Genomic DNA, 18,993 nt, shown 5'->3' on the forward strand with positions numbered 1-18,993 from the left:
ATTCTGCTTACCCCTGCTGCTCCAGGGCATACTTATACAGGGCGTTTTTCTTCACGCCGTGGATTTCCGCAGCCAGCGCGGCGGCTTTTTTCAGCGGCAGCTCAGCCTGCAGCAGGGCCAGCGTACGCAGCGCTACCGCCGGCAGCGCCTCTTCCTGCGCTTTAAAACCTTCTACGATCAGCACCATCTCACCTTTACGGCGATTTTCGTCCTCTTTCACCCATGCCAACAGCTCGCCGATCGGCGCGCCGTGAATCGATTCCCAGGTTTTGGTCAGCTCACGCGCCAGCACCACGTAGCGGGACTCCCCCAGCACAGCGCAGATATCCTCCAGGCTTTCCAGCAGACGGTGGGTAGACTCATAAAAAATAATCGTCCGCGGCTCTTCTTCCAGCGCCTTCAGCGTGTCACGACGCCCTTTGGATTTGGCAGGCAGAAAGCCTTCATAGCAGAAGCGATCCGAAGGAAGACCCGCCGCGCTCAGCGCCGCAATCGCCGCACAAGGGCCAGGCAGAGGCACCACACGGATATTAGCTTCACGGCAGGTGCGCACCAGATGATAGCCGGGATCGTTAATCAGCGGCGTTCCGGCGTCGGAAACCAGCGCGATGTTTTGCCCCGCTTTAAGCTTCGCGACCAGCGTTTCCGCCTTTTGCTGCTCGTTGTGGTCATGAAGCGCGAATAAACGGGCGTTGATCGCAAAATGCTGCAGCAGCAAACCGGTATGGCGGGTATCTTCCGCTGCAACTAAATCAACGGCTTGCAACACTTCCAGCGCGCGTTGCGTGATATCAGACAGATTCCCTATCGGAGTGGGCACAATATAGAGCTGTCCCTGAGAATTATCTGCTGATTCGTGTTGTTTCATTGTCTCGTCCGTATTGCCGAATTAATATTGAGCATTGAGCCAAAAAAATATCACTGGACACATATGGTACCGTCAACATTTCTTCGTTCTAAACCCGTGCGTTGTCTGCCCGTACTGCTGGCCGCGCTGATCTTTGCCGGCTGCGGTACCCATACTCCGGATCAAAGTACGGCGTATTTGCAGGGTACGGCTCAGGCAGACTCCAGTTACTATCTGCAACAAATGCAGCAAAGCACGAATGATAGCAAGACCAACTGGCAATTACTCGCCATTCGTGCACTGCTGAAGGAAGGTAAGAAACCGCAGGCGATCGACCTGTTCAACCAGCTACCGTCTAATCTCAACGGTGCGCAAAGCCGCGAAAGGTCGCTGCTGGCGGTAGAAGTGAAGCTGGCGCAGAACGATTTCCAGGGCGCGCAGACGCTGCTCAGCAAGCTCGACCCGGCAAGCCTTGAGGAGAACCAGCTGCCCCGCTACTGGCAGGCGCAAATTGACGCCAGCCAGGGTCAACCCTCGCTGAACCTGCTGCGGGCCCTGATTGCCCAACAGTCGCTGTTAAGCCTGCCTGCGCAAAAGCAGAAAAACATCGACGCGACCTGGAAAGCGCTCACCGCCATGACCAAAGATCAGGCCAACGCGCTGGTCATTAACGCCGATGAGAACGTCCTGCAGGGCTGGCTGGATCTGCAGCGCATGTGGTTTGATAACCGCAGCGATCCGACGATGCTCAAGGCGGGAGTGAAAGACTGGCAGACTCGCTACCCGCAAAACCCGGGGGCGAAAATGCTGCCGACGCAGTTAGTGAATATGCAGAACTACCAGGCCGCATCGATCAATAAAATCGCCCTGCTGCTGCCGTTAAACGGCCAGGCGGCGATTTTTGGCCGCACGATCCAGCAGGGCTTTGAAGCGGCGAAGAACGGCGCGCCTGCCGTTGCAGGAAGCGCAGTACCCGCCCAGGTCGCCCAGGCGGCGAACGTTGCCGAAAGCGCCGTAGTCAGCCCATCGCAGGCGGAGGTCACCGATCTGACGACCACCAATAACGCTCAGACTCCGGTACAGGCGCCAGCGGCCGACCAGGCGCAAACCGCGGCGCCGGTCACCGCGCCGGCGGTAGTACAAGCCCCGACGCCGGAGGCCACCAGCCAGCCGGCGGAAGCGCCGCAGGCTCAGGCCGTCGCCGCAACGCCAGCCAACCCTTCCGCAGAACTGAAAATCTACGACACCACCACTCAGCCAATGAGCCAGCTGCTGGCCCAGGTGCAGCAGGATGGCGCGACCATCGTCGTCGGTCCGCTGCTGAAAGATAATGTCGAAGATGTCATCAAGAGCAATACCTCGCTGAACGTGCTGGCGCTCAATCAGCCGGAAAAAGTCGAAAGTCGGGCCAATATCTGCTATTTCGCCCTCTCGCCGGAAGATGAAGCCCGCGACGCGGCGCATCACATTCACGATCAGGGCAAACAGACTCCGCTGCTGCTGGTGCCTCGCGGCGCCCTGGGCGATCGGGTGGTTACCGCCTTCGCCAACGAGTGGCTGAAGCTGGGGGGCGGTACCGTCCTGCAACAGCGCCTGGGCTCCACCGCCGAGCTGCGCGGCAGCGTCAACAGCGGTATTTCGCTAAGCGGTACGCCGGTCTCAACCCTGCCGTCAGCGCAAGACAGCGCCCTGGGTAGCCCGAGCGATGTGCCGGTCAGCAGCACCGGCGGCGTCGACGCCGCGTATATCCTGGCCACGCCGGAACAAATCGCTTACATCAAACCGATGATCGCACTGCGTAACGGCAGCCAGAGCGGCGTGACGCTCTACGCCAGCTCCCGCAGCGCCCAGGGGACTTCCGGACCGGACTTCCGTCTGGAGATGGAAGGTCTGCAATATAGCGAGATCCCGATGCTGGCGGGAAGTAACCCTGCCCTGCAGCAGCAGGCGCTGGCCGCCGTTCGTAACGACTACTCGCTGGCGCGCCTGTACGCCATGGGCGCCGACGCCTGGTCCCTTGCCAACCATTTCTCGCAGATGCGCCAGGTTCCCGGCTTTGAGCTGAACGGCAATACCGGCGATCTTACGGCCACTCAGGATTGCGTGATCAACAGGAAACTGTCATGGCTCAAATACCAGGGTGGGCAAATCGTCTCGGCCAACTAAGTAAACATACCGGCGATGCCTGGGAAACCCAGGCGCGCCGCTGGCTGGAGAGCCAGGGTCTGCGCTTTATCGCCGCCAACGTCCGCGAGCGCGGCGGCGAGATAGACCTCATCATGCGCGACGGCAGCGTCACCGTCTTTGTCGAAGTACGCTATCGTCGCAGCGCAAACTACGGCGATGCCGCCTCCAGCGTGACGCCGCAAAAGCAACAAAGACTGCTCAAAGCCGCGCGTCTGTGGCTCTGCCGACAGAATGGGAGCTTTGAGACTGTGGATTGCCGTTTCGATGTGGTAGCCTTCACCGGAAACGACATCCAATGGCTAAAAAACGCCTTTGGCGAATAGCGTAAACGAATTAAGGGATCCCGTGCTCGACAGAATCAAAGCCTGCTTCACCGAAAGCATTCAAACCCAAATTGCAGCAGCGGAAGCACTCCCGGACGCCATCTCCCGTGCGGCGATGACGCTCGTTCAGTCGCTGCTGAACGGCAACAAAATCCTCTGTTGTGGTAATGGCACTTCCGCCGCCAACGCACAGCATTTTGCTGCCAGTATGATTAACCGTTTTGAAACAGAGCGTCCTGGTTTACCCGCCATTGCACTAAATACCGATAATGTGGTCTTAACCGCAATTGCCAACGATCGCCTGCATGACGAAATCTATGCTAAGCAGGTGCGAGCGTTGGGACACGCCGGCGACGTGCTGCTGGCGATTTCTACGCGCGGCAACAGCCGGGACATCGTGAAAGCCGTGGAAGCGGCGGTCACCCGCGATATGACTATCGTGGCGTTAACCGGTTATGACGGCGGTGAACTGGCTGGCCTGTTAGGGCAGCAGGACGTCGAAATCCGCATTCCGTCGCATCGCAGCGCGCGAATTCAGGAAATGCACATGCTCACCGTCAACTGTCTGTGCGATTTGATCGATAACACGCTTTTTCCACACCAGGACGATTAAGGAGAACACATGAAGGCTCTCTCGCCCCTCGCCATTCTGCTGTCTGCGCTACTGCTTCAGGGATGCGTTGCTGCCGCGGTAGTCGGAACGGCAGCAGTCGGCACTAAAGCCGCGACGGACCCGCGTACGGTAGGTACTCAGGTGGACGACAGCACGCTGGAACTGCGCGTTAACAGCGCGCTGTCGAAAGATGAACAAATTAAGAAACAGGCCCGCATCAACGTGACCGCCTACCAGGGCAAAGTTCTGCTGACCGGGCAGTCCCCAACGTCCGATCTCTCCGCGCGCGCGAAGCAAATCGCTATGGGCGTAGAAGGTACGACGGAGGTGTTTAACGAAGTGCGTCAGGGCCAGCCGATCGGCTTAGGAACCGCGTCTTCGGATACCTGGATCACCACCAAAGTCCGCTCCCAGCTGCTGGGTACCGACCAGGTGAAATCCTCCAACGTGAAGGTGACAACCGAAAACGGTGAAGTGTTCCTGATGGGTCTGGTCACCGACCGTGAAGGACGCGCGGCGGCGGATATCGCCAGCCGGGTGAGCGGCGTGTCTCGCGTCACCACCGCCTTTACCTATATCAAGTAAGCGTCTCTGCCTCCCGGCCTGCGCCACGCTGAGCCGGGCTACGTGTTCACCGTTGGCTGTGGGCCGGTAGCCCGGACAGGCGCGCAGCGCCGCCTCCGGGAAGATCATCAGAGTAAAGCGACGCCCCCAACCACCGCGCCGCACAGCGCCACCAGCCCGCCGGTCAGCCACAGCGCCTTCGCCGGGAACGCTTTACGCAGCATAATCAGTGACGGTACGCTGACAGCAGGCAGCGTAATCAGCAGCGCCAGCGCGGGCGCCATGCCCATACCTGCCAGCATCATGGTCTGCACAATCGGGATCTCCGCCGCCGTCGGTATCACAAACAGACAGCCGGCAATCGCCATGGCAATCACCCAGAACAGCGTATTCTCCACCACGCCATCGGCGTGAGGGAATAGCCACACCCGCGCGGCGCCCAGCACCAGAACCGCCAGAATATAAACCGGGATGGTATTCCAGAACAGCGTCCACAGCGCGCGCAGCCAGCGGCTGAAGAAGCCTTCCTGCGCGGTTTCCGCAGGCAATTCAGGCACATCTGCGGGCTGCGTCGCCGCTTCTTTCACCCATTTCTGAACCAGCGTGGCGACCACCAGCACAGTCGCCAGTCCCGCCAGCAGGCGAATCAGCGCAAACTGCCAGCCCAGCACGAAGCCCATAAACACCAGCGTCGCCGGGTTGAGCAGCGGATTGCCCAGCCAGAATGCCAGCGCGCCGCCCATGGATACCTGCTGTTTACGCATTCCCGCAGCCACCGGCGCGGCGCAGCAGGTGCACATCATCCCCGGCAGAGAGAACGCGGTCCCCAGCAGCGTACCGCGAAAACGCGATTGCCCTAACGTGCGCCACAGCCAGTCACGCGGGATCAGCACCTGAATGAGCGATCCCAGCAGCACGCCTAATACCGCCGCTTTCCATACCGCCAGGAAATAGACCAGCGCGTAATCCCAGGCCGCAGCGAAAGGATTCGCATCGCTATTTGCAAGAATGGATTTGCCGATACTGTGCGTCTCAGCGGCGGTAAAGGCTTTGCCGTAATAGGGCTGCCATTTAACGAACCACAGACCAACGATAACGACGAGAAAAAACAGCGCGGGCTTCCACCATTGAAACGGTGCTGCCGCCTGAGATGAAGACTGACCAGCCATAGCATTCCCCAGGGAGTGTCATGATAAATTGAGGACATGAATACTACGCCTCCGGGGAAACTTTGGAAATCAGTAATCCCCCGCGCGCGTGGCCCTCTCACGCAGCTGCGACGAGGAGAGAATGCGGACGCCTTCCTGCGCGGGCGAGAGCGCCTCCGCGAGTAGCGCGCTTGCCACGTCCCGCGCGTCTATCGATTTCAGGTTGCCCGGCAGCAGGCTAAAAAGCGGCGCCAGGAGCGTCTCGCCGGTGCGTTTTTTTTCGCGCTCGCCTACCAGCATTGATGGACGGGCAATCGTCAACCTCGGCCACTGCTGCGCAATCAGCGCCTCTTCCATCTCGCCTTTTACCCGATTATAGAAAAAGGGGGAATGCGCGTTCGCCCCCATCGCGCTGACCACCAGCATATGCTGCGCGCCCAGCTTTTTCCCCACCAGTGCGGTATCAATGACCAGCGTATAATCGGCATGCACAAACGCCTCTTTGCTTCCCGCTTCCCGGCGGGTGGTCCCCAGGCAGCAGAAAACAATATCGACCGGATCGACCACCTGCGCCAGCGCGTCCGTGAGCTGCGGATCGTGCGGGTTAAATACGCCGGAGATATCGCTCAGCGGCCGACGCGTGGGCGCAGCAATGGACTTAATATCCTGTGCGTTGAGTAGCATTCGCAGTAAGTGACCACCAACTAACCCGGTTGCCCCCGTTAACAGTACTTGACTCATCGAAACTCCTTTGCAGATTTTTCTATGTTGCGATCCCAGCCTCATGTTCCAGACTTAATACTCTACGAGGTAATTATCCATCATCATCAGGGAAATGCCTCATTCCACACCGAAACACTGGAGGAAGAATGAGTAAGAAGATAGCCGTTTTAATTACCGACGACTTTGAAGACTCGGAGTTCACCTCACCCGCGGACGCCTACCGTCTGGCCGGACACAAGGTGGTGACCATTGAAAAACAGGCGGGGAAGAAGGTAAAAGGGAAAAAAGGGGAAGCTGAAGTCGTTATCGATAAAGCCATTGATGACGTCAGCCCTGCCGACTTCGACGCCCTGCTGCTGCCGGGCGGATATTCACCGGACTCGCTGCGCGGCGACGAACGCTTTGTCACCTTCACCCGCGATTTTGTCAACAGCGGCAAACCGGTCTTCGCCATCTGCCATGGCCCGCAGCTGTTGATTAGCGCCGATGTGATTCGCGGGCGTAAACTGACGGCCGTGAAGCCTATCGTAGTCGACGTGAAAAACGCCGGTGGCGAATTCTATGACCAGGAAGTGGTTATCGACAACGAACAGCTGGTGACCAGCAGAACCCCGGACGACCTGCCGGCGTTTAATCGTGAAGCCTTACGCCTGCTCGGCGCCTGATTCGCGCAGCCAGTGCAGCTTTTTCCCAAAGCCCAGCGTGTTATCGGTGAACTTGATCTCATCGGGACGAATCTCCCAGACTGGCGCCGATAGCATGCGGGCGACAGGAAAACGGCTGACGTAGCGCTTGCGCATCGCCGCCTCTTCTTCCCCGGTGAGGCGGCGAATTTTACCTTTGAACTGTACGCCGCGGATCAGCGCCACGCTCTTTGGCTGGCCGTTGACCGTCCCGGCCACGTTGGCGCTTTCCCCGGTCATTTGACCGTGGCGCGTTTTTTCATCGCTGAGCAGATAAAATGCGACCTTCTCCGGGTCATAAACGTAAAAAGCATTGGCGCACCACAGCTCATCATCGCGGGCGACGCACCAGGTCACGACGTGCTGCTTACCCAGCCAGCGGCCGATCGCGGCGAGCGTATCCATCTTTACTCTCCAGTATGTTATGGTGTTCACACCTTAACATAGCGACCTCTGTACCGTGTGCTGGTTTCTCTATCTGATTCGTACCGCCGATAATCGCCTTTATACCGGGATTACCACCGATGTTTCACGCCGCTTTTGCCAGCACCAGACTGGTAAGGGCGCGAAAGCGCTGCGTGGAAAAGGCGAGCTTCAGCTGGCCTTCAGCCAGGAAGTTGGTGAACGCTCACTAGCGTTACGGCTTGAGTATCGTATTAAGCAGCTAACGAAGCGCCAGAAAGAGCGCCTCGTTGCCGGGGACGGTTCATTTGAGGCGCTGCTGGAAAGCCTCAGAAGCGATTAAAGTGGTCGCTATATTCGACCAGCCCGCTCACGCCGTTCAGCGCGTCATCGGCCAGACGATGCACCTGGAAAGCCTCAGCGCTATCGGGCCAGCGGCAGCGCAGATCGAAACGCGCCGCGGGTTCAAAGCCCAGACGGCCATAGAGCGCCGGATCGCCAAGCGTCACGACGGCGGCATAGCCAAACTCGTTCAGGGAATCGAGCCCTTCATAGACCAGCTGACGCCCGATGCCCTGACCGCGGTAGCTTTCATCGACCGCCAGCGGAGCCAGTCCAACCCACTGCAGCTCTTCGCCTTCGACGGCGACCGGGCTAAAGGCTACGTAGCCTACGACCTGACCTTCGTCATCCGTCGCCACCACGCCCAGCGTGATCAGGCCATCTTCACGAAGACTGTGCACCAGCTGCGCTTCCGCGTCGCCGCCGAAGGTACGACGCAATAGAGCATCGATACCCGGCGCATCAATCCCAATCTCTACTCGAATCAGCATGCCTCACCTACCGATGTCTGTTCAGGTTTCTGCGGGCCTTTCAGGCCAGCTTCAACAAAGTCCGCCAGCTGCAGCAGCATAATACGCAGCGCCTTTGGCATCTGCTCCAGCTCAATGGCATCCATCAGGTTTTTTACATACAGTCCCAGCTCGGTATCGCCTTCGATAACCAGGCGACGCTGGAAGAACAGCGTATCCGGATCCTGCTTACGCGCCGCGATCATCAGCAGGTCGCTGGCGTCGGCGCTGAAGCTAACGTCCGCTTCAGCCGCAGGGCTGACCACCAGACGACCGTCCACCACCGAGGTATACCACAGCAGGCCGATGTCGCGCACATGAATACTTAACCAGCGCCCCTCGAGAAACTCCAGTTCCCCATCCGCCAGCGCCTGGCGAAATTGCCAGCTTAATACCTGTTCCAGCACCTGGCGCTTGAGGGCAAATGGCGCCAGCTTAACCGGCACGCTCATCATCGACGGGCCAAAGTGAACCAGTTTGGAACGCAGTTTATCCAACACAAGCTTTACTCCATGAATGCAATAGTTCCTCTATTGTGCCATATCAAATAAACGACATAGCGGCGTAAATCAACAAAATCACGATGCCGGGCCGCAGGTATTGATCCCGCCAATACGCTTTTAACTGCCTCAAATCAAAAATTGTCACCAAAAGGTTAACTAAAATCCCAGCTCATTAACCATCCAGCGTCCCTGACGGGCCGCGTTTTTCAGGAAAAATTATGGAGCTGCTCTGCCCAGCCGGTAACCTTCCGGCGCTTAAGGCGGCCATCGAAAACGGCGCCGATGCCGTCTATATCGGGCTGAAAGATGACACCAACGCCCGCCACTTTGCCGGCCTTAATTTCACCGAAAAGAAACTGCAGGAAGCCGTCAGCTTTGTGCACCAGCATCGTCGCAAACTGCATATTGCCATTAACACCTTCGCGCATCCTGATGGTTATGCCCGCTGGCAGCGCGCGGTCGACATGGCGGCGCAGCTGGGCGCCGACGCGCTGATCCTCGCCGATATCGCGATGCTGGAATACGCCGCCGAGCGTTATCCGCATATTGAGCGCCACGTTTCCGTCCAGGCCTCGGCCACCAACGAAGAGGCGGTAAAGTTTTATCATCGCAATTTTGACGTCGCCCGCGTGGTGCTGCCGCGCGTGCTGTCGATTCACCAGGTCAAACAGCTGGCGCGCGCCACGCCGGTGCCGCTGGAGGTTTTTGCCTTCGGTAGCCTGTGCATTATGGCGGAAGGGCGCTGCTACCTTTCCTCTTATCTGACCGGCGAATCGCCGAATACCGTCGGCGCCTGTTCGCCGGCGCGCTTCGTGCGCTGGCAGCAAACGCCGCAGGGGCTGGAATCACGCCTTAACGAAGTGCTGATTGACCGCTATCGGGACGGTGAAAACGCCGGCTATCCCACCCTCTGTAAAGGGCGGTATCTGGTCGACGGCGAACGCTACCACGCGCTGGAAGAGCCCACCAGCCTGAACACCCTGGAGCTGCTGCCGGAACTGATGGCGGCCAATATTGCCTCGGTGAAAATCGAGGGGCGCCAGCGCAGCCCGGCGTATGTTACCCAGGTGGCGAAAGTCTGGCGTCAGGCGATCGATCGCTGCAAAGCCGATCCGCAAAACTTCGTACCGCAGTCCGCGTGGATGGAGACCCTCGGTTCCATGTCCGAAGGTACGCAAACCACCCTTGGCGCCTATCACCGTAAATGGCAGTGAGAACAGCAATGAAATATTCATTAGGGCCGGTGCTTTATTACTGGCCAAAAGAGACGCTGGAAGATTTTTACCAGCAGGCGGCAAGCTGCAGCGCGGACACAATTTACCTCGGCGAAGCGGTATGCAGCAAACGTCGCGCCACCAAAGTCGGCGACTGGCTCGACATGGCAAAAACGCTGGCGGGAAGCGGTAAACAGGTGGTGCTTTCCACCCTCGCGCTGGTGCAGGCGTCCTCGGAGCTGGGCGAACTGAAGCGCTATGTCGATAACGGCGAATTTCTGATTGAAGCCAGCGATCTCGGCGTCGTTAACCTGTGCGCGGAACGTAAGCTGCCGTTCGTCGCCGGGCACGCGCTTAACTGCTACAACGCCGTCACCCTGCGTCTGCTGCTCAAGCAGGGCATGGTGCGCTGGTGTATGCCGGTCGAACTTTCCCGCGACTGGCTGGCGAATTTGCTGACCCAGTGCGACGAGCTGGGCATTCGCGACCGGTTTGAGGTAGAGGTCCTGAGCTACGGTCATCTGCCGCTGGCCTACTCCGCCCGCTGCTTTACCGCGCGCTCGGAAGACCGGCCGAAAGACGAGTGTGAAACCTGCTGCATAAAATACCCTAACGGGCGCGACGTGCTTTCGCAGGAGAACCAGCAGGTGTTCGTCCTCAACGGCATTCAGACCATGAGCGGCTACGTCTACAACCTCGGGAATGAGCTAAGCACCATGACCGGGCTGGTGGATATGGTTCGCCTGTCGCCGCTGGGTAGCGAGACCTTCGCTATGCTGGACGCCTTCCGGGCGAATGAAAACGGCGCGGCGCCGCTGCCGCTGACGGCGAACAGCGACTGCAACGGCTACTGGCGACGACTGGCCGGGCTGGAATTGCAGAGCTGATTAACCGCTCACTTTGTTAATGGCTATCGCTGCTTTTTAATGCACTATTAAAGATGCAGCTTTTCTGGCTGGCGTATCCTGGATACGCCAGGCTGGAAGAAGACCTTCAATCTGATGACGATGCTGTAGCAAAGTGAGCCTTTATGACTGACAAATCTGTTTCGTTCTCGGTGCTCGATCTGGCGCCGATCCCGCAAGGTTCTTCCGCAAAGGAAGCCTTCTCCCACTCTTTAGACCTGGCGCAGCTGGCGGAAAAGCGCGGCTATCACCGCTACTGGCTGGCCGAACACCATAATATGGTCGGTATCGCCAGCGCGGCGACTTCCGTACTGATTGGCTACCTTGCCGCGAATACCACCACTCTGCATCTGGGCTCCGGCGGCGTGATGCTGCCGAACCATTCGCCGCTGGTGATTGCCGAGCAGTTCGGTACGCTCAATACGCTCTACCCGGGACGCATCGATCTCGGCCTTGGCCGCGCGCCGGGCAGCGATCAGCCAACCATGCGCGCGCTGCGTCGCCATATGAGCGGCGATGTCGATAACTTCCCGCGCGATGTCGCGGAGCTGGTGGACTGGTTCGACGCCCGCGATCCTAATCCGCACGTGCGCCCGGTTCCCGGGTATGGCGAGAAGATCCCGGTCTGGCTGCTCGGCTCAAGCCTGTACAGCGCCCAGTTGGCGGCGCAGCTTGGGCTGCCGTTTGCCTTTGCCTCGCACTTCGCCCCGGATATGCTCTTTCAGGCCCTGCACCTCTACCGCACCCACTTCCAGCCGTCAGAGCGGTTAGCGAAGCCGTACGCGATGGTATGCATTAACATTATTGCCGCCGACAGCGACAGAGATGCGGAATTTCTGTTTACGTCCATGCAGCAGGCGTTCGTCAAACTGCGCCGCGGCGAGACCGGACAGCTGCCGCCGCCGGTGCAAAATATGCATCAGCTGTGGTCCGCTTCAGAGCAGTACGGCGTCGAAAAAGCGCTGAGCATGTCGCTGGTCGGCGATAAAGCGAAAATCCGTCACGGGCTGGAGTCGATCCTGCGGGAAACCCAGGCCGATGAAATCATGGTTAACGGCCAAATCTTCGATCATCAGGCGCGCCTGCATTCATTTGATTTGGCGATGCAGGTGAAAGAAGAGCTTCTCGGATAGTGAAAAATGCGGCATTTTTGCCGCATTTTCAATTAGTGATAGGTGGGTAATACGTTAAAGCTCGACAGGAAATGCACGATAACGTTACCCAGCCCGAACAGCAGAACCAAAGCAATCATCGGCTTTCCACCCCAAACGCGAAACAATGGGCTACCAAAGCGTTTACGCGATGCGCGAGCCAGCAGCGCCGGTACAATTGCCGCCCAGATCGTCGCCGCCAGCCCCGCATAGCCGATCGCGTAGAGGAATCCGTTCGGCCACAGCAGGCCACCCGCCATCGGCGGAACAAAGGTGAGAAGCGCGGTTTTAAAGCGTCCCAGCGCGGAGTCATCGAACCCGAACAGATCCGCCAGATAATCAAACAGACCGAGCGTCACGCCAAGGAATGAACTGGCAACGGCAAAGTTCGAAAAAATGACTAACAGCAGATCCAGACTCCGGCTGTTCAGTACCCCACTGAGCGCCTGGACCAGGACATCTATGTTGCCCCCCTTCTGCGCAATACCGATAAACTCAGGGCGTGGGATATTACCCATCGTCACCAGCAGCCACACCACGTACAGGCCCAGCGCCAGCAGCGTACCGTAAACCAGACACTTAACGATTGTGCGCGGATCTTTGCCGTAGTACTTCATCAGACTCGGCACGTTGCCGTGATAGCCGAAGGACGCGAGGCAGAACGGCAGCGTCATCAGCAGATAGGGCATATACGAGGCATTTTGTTCAGCCACGTTAAACAGGGTGGTCGGCTGGACGTGCCCCAACAGGCTGCCAAAGGTCAAAAAGAAGGTAATGACCTTAGCTCCCAGCACAATGGCCGTCATGCGGCTCACCGCTTTGGTGCTCAACCAGACGATAAACGCCACCAGCAGCGCAAAACCGAAACCTGCCGCCCTTGCCGGTACGTTCAGCGACATTTCGCTAAACGTATGGTGCAGAATCGAGCCGCTGGCGGAGATATAGGCGTAAGTCAGAATATAAAGAACAAAGGCGATCGACACGCCGTTAACCAGATTCCAGCCTTTGCCGAGCAGATCTTTAGTAATGGTATCGAAGCTCGAGCCAATCCGGTAATTCAGGTTCGCTTCGAGGATCATTAACCCGGAGTGAAGCATACAAAACCAGGTAAAAACCAGCGCCGCCAGAGACCAGAAGAACCACGCGCCGGACATCACAACCGGCAGTGAGAACATGCCCGCCCCAATAATCGTCCCGCCAATAATCACTACGCCGCCAAACAAGGACGGTCGGGTTGCCGTAGTGGTAAGTGTCGCCATTTGCCGAAATCTCCAGTCGAAAATACTTTTCTTGTTATCAACGTGACGCACTGTACCAGTACACGAGTACAAAGGGAATAAAAAAAGCCCCAATCATAAAGATCGGGGCTGTATCGTTTACTTTACGTTAGCGGAAAGCGCTAATTATGCATCGCCACCGAAACGACGACGACCTGCGGAGTCATCGCGACGCGGAGCTGAAGCATCATCGCGGCGCGGCGCGCGGCCACCTTCACGACGTTCGCCGCTGAAACGACGACCTTCACCACGGCCGCCTTCGCGACGCTCACCGCCGAAACCACGGCCTTCACGACGTTCACCGCCGCCGAAGCTACGACCGCCTTCACGACGCTCACCGCCGCCACGACGTTCGCCGCTGCGTTCAGGACGCGGCTGAGCATCGCCCAGCAGCTGCATGTTCATCGGCTTGTTCAGGATGCGGGTACGCGTAAAGTGCTGCAGCACTTCGCCCGGCATGCCTTTCGGCAGTTCGATGGTGGAGTGAGAACCAAACAGCTTGATGTTACCGATGTAACGGCTGCTGATGTCGCCTTCGTTAGCAATTGCGCCAACGATGTGACGAACTTCAACGCCGTCATCACGGCCCACTTCAATACGGTACAGTTCCATATCGCCAACGTCACGACGCTCACGCTTCGGACGATCTTCGCCGCTGCGTTCCGGACGGTCGCCGCGCGGGCCACGGTCGTTACGGTCGCCGCGACGTTCGAAACGATCGTCACGGTCGCGGAACTCGCGCTTAGGACGCATAGGCGCATCCGGCGGCAGGATCAGCGGACGTTCGCCCTGAGCCATTTTCAGCAGCGCGGCGGCCAGCGTTTCCACGTCCAGCTCTTCGCCTTCGGCAGACGGCTGGATTTTCGCCAGCAGCGCACGGTACTGATCCAGATCGCTGCTTTCCAGCTGCTGCTGAACTTTCGCCGCGAATTTTTCCAGACGGCGTTTGCCCAGCAGTTCTGCGTTCGGCAGTTCAACTTCCGGAATGGTCAGCTTCATCGTACGTTCGATATTGCGCAGCAGACGACGCTCGCGGTTCTCAACGAACAGCAGCGCGCGGCCAGCACGACCCGCACGACCGGTACGGCCGATACGGTGAACGTAAGACTCGGAATCCATCGGGATATCATAGTTAACCACCAGGCTGATACGCTCAACGTCCAGGCCACGGGCCGCAACGTCGGTTGCAATCAGGATATCCAGACGACCGTCCTTCAGACGCTCCAGAGTCTGCTCACGCAGGGACTGGTTCATATCGCCGTTCAGCGCAGCGCTGCTATAACCGCTACGCTCCAGCGCTTCGGCCACTTCCAGGGTCGCGTTTTTGGTACGAACGAAGATAATCGCCGCATCAAAATCTTCCGCTTCCAGGAAACGCACCAGCGCTTCGTTTTTACGCATACCGTAAGCAGTCCAGTAGCTCTGGCTGATGTCCGGGCGAGTCGTTACGCTCGACTGGATGCGCACTTCCTGCGGCTCTTTCATAAAGCGGCGGGTAATACGGCGAATGGCTTCCGGCATGGTGGCAGAGAACAGAGCGGTCTGATGACCCTCCGGGATCTGCGCCATAATGGTTTCTACGTCTTCGATGAAGCCCATGCGCAGCATTTCGTCAGCTTCATCCAGAACCAGACCGCTCAACTTAGAGAGATCCAGCGTACCGCGTTTCAGGTGGTCCAGCAGACGACCCGGGGTACCGACAACGATTTGCGGCCCCTGACGCAGCGCGCGCAGCTGCACGTCATAACGCTGGCCGCCGTACAGGGCAACCACGTTTACGCCGCGCATATGTTTAGAGAATTCCGTCATTGCTTCAGCAACCTGTACCGCCAGTTCGCGGGTCGGCGCCAGCACCAGAATCTGCGGTGCTCTCAGCTCAGGATCGATGTTGTTCAGCAGCGGTAAAGAGAACGCTGCGGTTTTACCGCTACCCGTCTGGGCCATACCCAGAACGTCGCGGCCGCCCAGCAGATGCGGAATGCACTCAGCCTGGATCGGAGATGGTTTTTCGTAACCCAGATCGTTAAGCGCTTCAAGGATGGGAGCCTTCAGGCCCAGATCTGCAAAAGTGGTTTCGAATTCAGCCATGTAGTACGTGTGCCTCAAAATTAATGGCGGCCAGTCTACATAACTCATCGTGAAAATTTTCGGTAATTTTCATTGAAAAGTGTGAACCGGCTCAAAGTAGGTGTATTAACGAACAACAACGCCCTCACCCGCAAAGGTGATGGCAATCAAAAAAGGGCTGATGTGTTCGTCAGCTATTGCTGGTCCGATTCTGCCAGGTCATCTTGCTCCTGGCCCAAGAGCGATAATTCCAACAATGCGTATCGGTGCTCAACGTAGTTATGAACGTTGTTTGCGACCGCCAGTTTGAACAGTGCCGTAGCGCTGTCCTTGTCCCCCAGACTTAGGTAGTACTTACCTAAATAGAAGTTGGTTTCACTGAGATGCTCAGCGAGCGAGGTGTTATCCGTTGCGTCTGCCTTCAGACGGTCCATTAGCTCTTTTTCGCTAATGTCGCCAAGGTAGAACCCGACAATGTTCCATCCCCATTGTTCTTTATCCGACTTGTTTAAGCGCTGTCTCAGTGCTTCAAGCGCCTGCTTCTCATCGAGCTGACGCTCGGCGAGATAAAGCCACAGGCTTCGGAAAGGATCATTGGGATCGTCTTGATAAAACGCCAGCAGATCATCTTGCGCTAACTTAGCGCGACCGCCGTAATACAGGGCGATACCGCGATTTAAGTGCGCGTAGTTGTAAGTTGGATCAAGCTCAAGTACAGAATCAAACGCTTCATAGGCAGCATCAAAATTGCCTGCCTGCGTTAAGTAAATGCCTAAGTAATTGAATACTTCAGGCATATCCGGTCGGATTGCCAGCGCTTGTGAAAAATCATTTCGCGCTAATGCCCTCAGACCGAGACTATCATACAACACTCCGCGCTCATATAAAAGCTGTGCGCGTTCGTCATCGGTTAAAGCCCGACTGGCAAGAATTTGTTCCATGCGCGCCAGAATCACTTCCTGCTGCAAAGTCGGTTGCAATGGCACCGCGAGGACTGCGTCCTTACGCCAGGCAGAGTTGCTGCATCCTGCCAGCGTGAGAGCTGTCGCCACGAAACACCAGCGCAAAAAAGGCTTCATTTCCCACTCCCGAAGACAACGATTGGATGAACGTCCAGTTCCCCGGCTGCAAACAGGGCGTCCTGCCCGCAATGCGCCCTCCGCAATGCGGAGGGCAAACGGCAACCTTACTCGCCCTGCTGTTCGGCAGCCGGAGCTTCCGGCGCAGCCGCAGGCTGAGTTTGTTCAGTTGCTTCTTTGATGCTCAGACGGACACGGCCCTGACGGTCAACTTCCAGAACCTTAACCGGCACTTCCTGACCCATCTGCAGATAGTCGGTCACTTTCTCAACGCGCTTGTCGGCGATTTGAGAGATGTGAACCAGACCTTCTTTACCGCCGCCAATGGCAACAAACGCGCCAAAGTCAACGATACGGGTCACTTTACCGTTGTAGATACGGCCAACTTCGATCTCAGCGGTGATCTCTTCGATACGACGAATCGCGTGCTGCGCTTTGTCGCCATCGGTTGCCGCGATCTTCACGGTACCGTCATCTTCGATTTCGATAGTGGTGCCGGTTTCTTCGGTCAGCGCACGAATAACGGAACCGCCCTTACCGATAACGTCTTTGATTTTGTCCGGACTGATCTTGATCGTGTGGATACGCGGTGCGAATTCAGAGATATCGCCGCGCGGCGCGTTAATCGCCTGTTCCATCACGCCCAGGATGTGCAGACGCGCACCTTTAGCCTGGTTCAGAGCAACCTGCATGATCTCTTTGGTGATACCTTCAATTTTGATATCCATCTGCAGAGCAGAGATACCTTCGCGGGAACCCGCTACTTTGAAGTCCATATCGCCCAGGTGATCTTCATCGCCCAGAATGTCAGACAGTACAACGAAGTTGTCGCCTTCTTTCACCAGACCCATTGCGATACCCGCAACGGCGGCTTTCACCGGCACGCCTGCGTCCATCAGCGCCAGAGAAGCGCCACAAACGGAAGCCATGGAGGAGGAGCCGTTAGATTCGGTGATTTCAGAAACCACGCGAACGGTGTACGGGAACTCTTCGATAGTCGGCATCACGGCCAGTACGCCGCGCTTAGCCAGACGACCGTGACCAATTTCACGACGCTTCGGAGAACCGACCATTCCCGTTTCGCCTACGGAGTACGGAGGGAAGTTATAGTGGAACAGGAAGGAGTCCGTGCGCTCGCCCATCAGTTCATCGATGTTCTGCGCGTCGCGTGCGGTGCCCAGGGTCGCAGTAACCAGCGCCTGAGTTTCGCCACGGGTAAACAGTGCGGAACCGTGGGTACGCGGCAGAACGCCGGTACGAACGTCCAGACCACGAATCATATCTTTTTCACGACCATCGATACGCGGCTCACCGGCCAGTACGCGGCTACGCACCACGTTTTTCTCGATTGCGTGCAGGATTTCGCCCAGTTCGTTAGCGTCCAGAGCTTCATCTTCCGCAACCAGGGTCGCGATAGTTTCAGATTTGATCACGTCAACCTGAGCATAGCGCTCCTGTTTGTCGGTGATACGGTAAGCATCGCTCAAGCGAGATTCAGCCAGCGCGGCAACGCGCGCGTTCAGCGCCGCATCAACCACTTCCGGCTGCCAGTCCCAGCGCGGCTTACCGGCTTCTTTCACCAGATCGTTGATGTTCTGAATAACCACCTGCTGCTGGTCGTGACCAAACACGACCGCGCCCAGCATCTGGTCTTCGCTCAGCAGTTCAGCTTCGGATTCAACCATCAGTACTGCGGCTTCGGTACCTGCGACAACCAGATCCAGTTTGCTGGACTTCAGCTCTTCCTGGGTCGGGTTCAGCACGTACTGGTCATTAATATAACCCACGCGAGCGGCGCCAATTGGGCCGTTGAAAGGAATACCGGACAGGGACAGCGCTGCGGAAGCGCCGATCATCGCGACGATATCCGGGTTAACCTGCGGGTTAACGGAAACCACGGTCGCGATAACCTGAACTTCGTTAACGAAGCCTTCCGGGAACAGCGGGCGAACCGGGCGGTCAATCAGACGCGCGATCAGGGTTTCGCCTTCGCTCGGACGGCCTTCACGACGGAAGAAACCACCCGGGATTTTACCTGCAGCGTAGGTACGCTCTTGATAGTTAACGGTCAGCGGGAAGAAATCCTGGCCTGGCTTCGCTTTTTTCTGGCCCACAACGGTAACGAATACCGCGGTGTCATCCATGCTAACCATAACGGCGGCAGTTGCCTGGCGCGCCATCATGCCGGTCTCCAGCGTTACGGTATGTTGGCCGTACTGGAATTTACGAACGATCGGATTAAGCAAAATTCTATCCTTTTATCTATAGATGATGTCAAATCCACGATAAGACATCGTATGACCCGATCTTCTGCATCCTCGCGACTAATGACAACCTTTACCCGCCCCTGCGAGTCAAGCCTCTCATTAGCCGCGCGAACCTCTGCATGAAGATCATTAATAGCAACAATACATGAGTTTTTAATGAATTGCTGCCGCCCGGTCGAAAAAAGGGGC

At 57.5% G+C, this 18,993-nt stretch carries 20 protein-coding genes; 9 read left to right on the forward strand and 11 right to left on the reverse strand.

Going from position 1 to position 18,993, the window contains the following annotated elements; genetic code table 11:
- Positions 1 to 7 precede the first annotated feature (7 nt).
- Positions 8 to 868 carry a 16S rRNA (cytidine(1402)-2'-O)-methyltransferase gene (gene rsmI / locus CDA56_RS11860; RefSeq protein ID WP_009651852.1) on the reverse strand — a complete coding sequence of 287 codons (861 nt, stop codon included), beginning with the start codon at positions 866 to 868 and terminating at the stop codon, positions 8 to 10.
- A gap of 63 nt (positions 869 to 931) precedes the next feature.
- On the opposite strand from rsmI, the gene CDA56_RS11865 reads away from it, so the two are divergent.
- The 4 genes from CDA56_RS11865 to dolP are packed head-to-tail and all read left to right on the forward strand — an operon-like array spanning position 932 to position 4,555.
- A complete protein-coding gene (locus CDA56_RS11865; RefSeq protein WP_103814283.1) occupies positions 932 to 3,013 on the forward strand; it encodes a penicillin-binding protein activator in 2,082 nt (693 codons plus the stop codon).
- Positions 2,971 to 3,357, forward strand: a complete 387-nt coding sequence (locus tag CDA56_RS11870; RefSeq protein WP_103814285.1) for a YraN family protein — start codon at positions 2,971 to 2,973, stop codon at positions 3,355 to 3,357. Before CDA56_RS11865 ends, CDA56_RS11870 begins: the two co-directional genes overlap by 43 nt.
- A gap of 22 nt (positions 3,358 to 3,379) precedes the next feature.
- Positions 3,380 to 3,970, forward strand: coding sequence for a DnaA initiator-associating protein DiaA (gene diaA / locus CDA56_RS11875; RefSeq protein WP_002918211.1), 591 nt, complete (start codon positions 3,380 to 3,382; stop codon positions 3,968 to 3,970).
- A 9-nt stretch (positions 3,971 to 3,979) separates the two neighbouring features.
- Positions 3,980 to 4,555 carry a division/outer membrane stress-associated lipid-binding lipoprotein gene (dolP, locus tag CDA56_RS11880; RefSeq protein ID WP_004125578.1) on the forward strand — a complete coding sequence of 192 codons (576 nt, stop codon included), beginning with the start codon at positions 3,980 to 3,982 and terminating at the stop codon, positions 4,553 to 4,555.
- Between the two features lie 107 nt (positions 4,556 to 4,662).
- On the opposite strand, the gene CDA56_RS11885 is transcribed toward dolP, so the two are convergent.
- Positions 4,663 to 5,703 (reverse strand): permease, encoded by a 1,041-nt coding sequence (locus CDA56_RS11885; RefSeq protein ID WP_064404317.1) that lies wholly within the window; start codon positions 5,701 to 5,703, stop codon positions 4,663 to 4,665.
- A gap of 69 nt (positions 5,704 to 5,772) precedes the next feature.
- The gene (locus CDA56_RS11890; RefSeq protein ID WP_102804061.1) at positions 5,773 to 6,423 is read right to left on the reverse strand and encodes an NAD(P)H-binding protein; all 651 of its coding nucleotides are present in this window, start codon (positions 6,421 to 6,423) and stop codon (positions 5,773 to 5,775) included.
- A 128-nt stretch (positions 6,424 to 6,551) separates the two neighbouring features.
- Here CDA56_RS11890 and CDA56_RS11895 point away from each other — a divergent pair, with 128 nt between their 5' ends.
- On the forward strand, positions 6,552 to 7,070 hold the full coding sequence (locus CDA56_RS11895) for a type 1 glutamine amidotransferase domain-containing protein (RefSeq protein ID WP_004854517.1): 519 nt from the start codon (positions 6,552 to 6,554) through the stop codon (positions 7,068 to 7,070).
- Here the strand turns inward: CDA56_RS11895 and CDA56_RS11900 are convergent.
- Entirely contained in the window at positions 7,050 to 7,493 is a 444-nt protein-coding gene (locus CDA56_RS11900) for a YhbP family protein (RefSeq protein WP_046878315.1), read from the reverse strand. The genes CDA56_RS11895 and CDA56_RS11900 overlap by 21 nt on opposite strands.
- A gap of 55 nt (positions 7,494 to 7,548) precedes the next feature.
- Between CDA56_RS11900 and CDA56_RS11905 the strand changes: the two genes are divergently transcribed.
- Entirely contained in the window at positions 7,549 to 7,833 is a 285-nt protein-coding gene (locus tag CDA56_RS11905; protein WP_025108143.1) for a GIY-YIG nuclease family protein, read from the forward strand.
- Here the strand turns inward: CDA56_RS11905 and CDA56_RS11910 are convergent.
- Entirely contained in the window at positions 7,820 to 8,323 is a 504-nt protein-coding gene (locus CDA56_RS11910; protein WP_004125592.1) for a GNAT family N-acetyltransferase, read from the reverse strand. The two genes, CDA56_RS11905 and CDA56_RS11910, sit on opposite strands and share 14 nt — an antisense overlap.
- The gene (gene ubiT / locus CDA56_RS11915; RefSeq protein ID WP_004854523.1) at positions 8,317 to 8,841 is read right to left on the reverse strand and encodes a ubiquinone anaerobic biosynthesis accessory factor UbiT; all 525 of its coding nucleotides are present in this window, start codon (positions 8,839 to 8,841) and stop codon (positions 8,317 to 8,319) included. Before ubiT ends, CDA56_RS11910 begins: the two co-directional genes overlap by 7 nt.
- 221 nt (positions 8,842 to 9,062) lie before the next feature.
- On the opposite strand from ubiT, the gene ubiU reads away from it, so the two are divergent.
- From ubiU to CDA56_RS11930, 3 genes are all read left to right on the forward strand, one after another.
- Positions 9,063 to 10,058: a ubiquinone anaerobic biosynthesis protein UbiU gene (gene ubiU, locus CDA56_RS11920; protein ID WP_004106058.1), complete on the forward strand. Its 996-nt coding sequence runs from the start codon at positions 9,063 to 9,065 to the stop codon at positions 10,056 to 10,058.
- An 8-nt stretch (positions 10,059 to 10,066) separates the two neighbouring features.
- A complete protein-coding gene (locus CDA56_RS11925) occupies positions 10,067 to 10,945 on the forward strand; it encodes a U32 family peptidase (protein WP_064404321.1) in 879 nt (292 codons plus the stop codon).
- A gap of 143 nt (positions 10,946 to 11,088) precedes the next feature.
- Positions 11,089 to 12,096: a luciferase-like monooxygenase gene (locus CDA56_RS11930; RefSeq protein WP_032693258.1), complete on the forward strand. Its 1,008-nt coding sequence runs from the start codon at positions 11,089 to 11,091 to the stop codon at positions 12,094 to 12,096.
- Between the two features lie 32 nt (positions 12,097 to 12,128).
- Here the strand turns inward: CDA56_RS11930 and mtr are convergent, their stop codons facing one another.
- The 5 genes from mtr to pnp form a co-directional block, all read right to left on the reverse strand.
- Positions 12,129 to 13,373 (reverse strand): tryptophan permease, encoded by a 1,245-nt coding sequence (gene mtr / locus CDA56_RS11935; protein ID WP_025108146.1) that lies wholly within the window; start codon positions 13,371 to 13,373, stop codon positions 12,129 to 12,131.
- Positions 13,374 to 13,517: 144 nt separating this feature from the next.
- A complete protein-coding gene (locus tag CDA56_RS11940; RefSeq protein WP_014839626.1) occupies positions 13,518 to 15,479 on the reverse strand; it encodes a DEAD/DEAH family ATP-dependent RNA helicase in 1,962 nt (653 codons plus the stop codon).
- Positions 15,472 to 15,552: a protein YrbN gene (yrbN, locus tag CDA56_RS11945; RefSeq protein ID WP_085954934.1), complete on the reverse strand. Its 81-nt coding sequence runs from the start codon at positions 15,550 to 15,552 to the stop codon at positions 15,472 to 15,474. The genes CDA56_RS11940 and yrbN overlap by 8 nt, the downstream gene beginning before the upstream one ends.
- Before the next feature lie 100 nt (positions 15,553 to 15,652).
- A complete protein-coding gene (gene nlpI / locus CDA56_RS11950) occupies positions 15,653 to 16,537 on the reverse strand; it encodes a lipoprotein NlpI (RefSeq protein WP_004854535.1) in 885 nt (294 codons plus the stop codon).
- 107 nt (positions 16,538 to 16,644) lie between these two features.
- Entirely contained in the window at positions 16,645 to 18,783 is a 2,139-nt protein-coding gene (gene pnp / locus CDA56_RS11955; protein WP_009651902.1) for a polyribonucleotide nucleotidyltransferase, read from the reverse strand.
- Between the last annotated feature and the right edge of the window lie 210 nt (positions 18,784 to 18,993).

The organism is Klebsiella michiganensis (assembly GCF_002925905.1).
In the GTDB taxonomy this organism is placed as follows: domain Bacteria; phylum Pseudomonadota; class Gammaproteobacteria; order Enterobacterales; family Enterobacteriaceae; genus Klebsiella; species Klebsiella michiganensis.